Below are 3,173 nucleotides of genomic sequence, written 5' to 3' on the forward strand. Positions count from 1 at the left end.
CCAGGCAAATTCTGTTATTGACCGTCACGCTCTCGCATAACCATCAATCTAATCCTGAACTAAGCTGAAAATTTACTCTCTGTCTCTAAACTCTACCAAAACACCTTCGGTGTTGTAAGGTTAAGCCTCACGGATCATTAGTACTGGTTAGCTCAACGTATCGCTACGCTTACACACCCAGCCTATCAACGTCGTAGTCTTCAACGTTCCTTCAGGACCCTTAAAGGGTCAGGGAGAACTCATCTCGGGGCAAGTTTCGCGCTTAGATGCTTTCAGCGCTTATCTCTTCCGCATTTAGCTACCGGGCAATGCCATTGGCATGACAACCCGAACACCAGTGATGCGTCCACTCCGGTCCTCTCGTACTAGGAGCAGCCCCCCTCAATTCTCCAGCGCCCACGGCAGATAGGGACCGAACTGTCTCACGACGTTCTAAACCCAGCTCGCGTACCACTTTAAATGGCGAACAGCCATACCCTTGGGACCTACTTCAGCCCCAGGATGTGATGAGCCGACATCGAGGTGCCAAACACCGCCGTCGATATGAACTCTTGGGCGGTATCAGCCTGTTATCCCCGGAGTACCTTTTATCCGTTGAGCGATGGCCCTTCCATTCAGAACCACCGGATCACTAAGACCTGCTTTCGCACCTGCTCGAGCCGTCACTCTCGCAGTCAAGCTAGCTTATGCCTTTGCACTAACCTCACGATGTCCGACCGTGATTAGCTAACCTTCGTGCTCCTCCGTTACGCTTTAGGAGGAGACCGCCCCAGTCAAACTACCCACCAGACACTGTCCGCAACCCGGATCACGGGTCTACGTTAGAACATCAAACATTAAAGGGTGGTATTTCAAGGTTGGCTCCACGCAGACTGGCGTCCACGCTTCAAAGCCTCCCACCTATCCTACACATCAAGGCTCAATGTTCAGTGTCAAGCTATAGTAAAGGTTCACGGGGTCTTTCCGTCTTGCCGCGGGTACACTGCATCTTCACAGCGATTTCAATTTCACTGAGTCTCGGGTGGAGACAGCCTGGCCATCATTACGCCATTCGTGCAGGTCGGAACTTACCCGACAAGGAATTTCGCTACCTTAGGACCGTTATAGTTACGGCCGCCGTTTACCGGGGCTTCGATCAAGAGCTTCTCCTTGCGGATAACCCCATCAATTAACCTTCCGGCACCGGGCAGGCGTCACACCGTATACGTCCACTTTCGTGTTTGCACAGTGCTGTGTTTTTAATAAACAGTTGCAGCCAGCTGGTATCTTCGACTGCCTTCAGCTCCACCCGCGAGGGGTTTCACCTACCGACAGCGTGCCTTCTCCCGAAGTTACGGCACCATTTTGCCTAGTTCCTTCACCCGAGTTCTCTCAAGCGCCTTGGTATTCTCTACCTGACCACCTGTGTCGGTTTGGGGTACGATTTAATGTTACCTGATGCTTAGAGGCTTTTCCTGGAAGCAGGGCATTTGTTACTTCAGCACCGTAGTGCCTCGTCATCACACCTCAGCGTTAACAGAAGTCCGGATTTACCTAAACTTCCCGCCTACATGCTTAAACCGGGACAACCGTCGCCCGGCTAACATAGCCTTCTCCGTCCCCCCTTCGCAGTAACACCAAGTACAGGAATATTAACCTGTTTCCCATCGACTACGCCTTTCGGCCTCGCCTTAGGGGTCGACTCACCCTGCCCCGATTAACGTTGGACAGGAACCCTTGGTCTTCCGGCGAGCGGGCTTTTCACCCGCTTTATCGTTACTTATGTCAGCATTCGCACTTCTGATACCTCCAGCAAACCTCACAGTTCACCTTCAACGGCTTACAGAACGCTCCCCTACCCAACAACACATAGTGTCGCTGCCGCAGCTTCGGTGCATGGTTTAGCCCCGTTACATCTTCCGCGCAGGCCGACTCGACCAGTGAGCTATTACGCTTTCTTTAAATGATGGCTGCTTCTAAGCCAACATCCTGGCTGTCTGTGCCTTCCCACATCGTTTCCCACTTAACCATGACTTTGGGACCTTAGCTGGCGGTCTGGGTTGTTTCCCTCTTCACGACGGACGTTAGCACCCGCCGTGTGTCTCCCGTGATAACATTCTTCGGTATTCGTAGTTTGCATCGGGTTGGTAAGCCGGGATGGCCCCCTAGCCGAAACAGTGCTCTACCCCCGAAGATGAGTTCACGAGGCGCTACCTAAATAGCTTTCGGGGAGAACCAGCTATCTCCCGGTTTGATTGGCCTTTCACCCCCAGCCACAAGTCATCCGCTAATTTTTCAACATTAGTCGGTTCGGTCCTCCAGTTAGTGTTACCCAACCTTCAACCTGCCCATGGCTAGATCACCGGGTTTCGGGTCTATACCCTGCAACTTAACGCCCAGTTAAGACTCGGTTTCCCTGCGGCTCCCCTATACGGTTAACCTTGCTACAGAATATAAGTCGCTGACCCATTATACAAAAGGTACGCAGTCACCCCATAAATGAGGCTCCCACTGCTTGTACGTACACGGTTTCAGGTTCTTTTTCACTCCCCTCGCCGGGGTTCTTTTCGCCTTTCCCTCACGGTACTGGTTCACTATCGGTCAGTCAGGAGTATTTAGCCTTGGAGGATGGTCCCCCCATATTCAGACAGGATACCACGTGTCCCGCCCTACTCTTCGAACTCACAACTTGTGCATTTTAGTGTACGGGAGTATCACCCTGTACCCTGCGACTTTCCAGACGCTTCCACTAACACACAAACTGATTCAGGTTCTGGGCTGCTCCCCGTTCGCTCGCCGCTACTGGGGGAATCTCGGTTGATTTCTTTTCCTCGGGGTACTTAGATGTTTCAGTTCCCCCGGTTCGCTTCGTTAAGCTATGTATTCACTTAACGATAGTGTGACGAATCACACTGGGTTTCCCCATTCGGAAATCGCCGGCTATAACGGTTCATATCACCTTACCGACGCTTATCGCAGATTAGCACGTCCTTCATCGCCTCTGACTGCCAGGGCATCCACCGTGTACGCTTAGTCGCTTAACCTCACAACCCGAAGATGTCTCGTAAGACACCATCGCTGTTGCGAAAATTTGAGAGACTCGAACATGTCTTAACCCCATTCCTTATTACGGAGGAATGAGACGACATGTCGTTTCAATTTTCAGCTTGTTCCGGATTGTTAAAGAGCAAATA

At 51.7% G+C, this 3,173-nt stretch carries 1 rRNA gene; it reads right to left on the reverse strand.

Annotation, left to right across the window (positions count from 1 at the left end):
* Positions 1-116: 116 nt before the first annotated feature.
* Positions 117-3,023: ribosomal RNA gene (locus CNE01S_RS23900) — 23S ribosomal RNA — on the reverse strand.
* Positions 3,024-3,173: the final 150 nt, after the last annotated feature.

It is taken from the genome of Cedecea neteri NBRC 105707 = ATCC 33855, from assembly GCF_001571265.1.
Lineage (GTDB): Bacteria > Pseudomonadota > Gammaproteobacteria > Enterobacterales > Enterobacteriaceae > Cedecea > Cedecea neteri.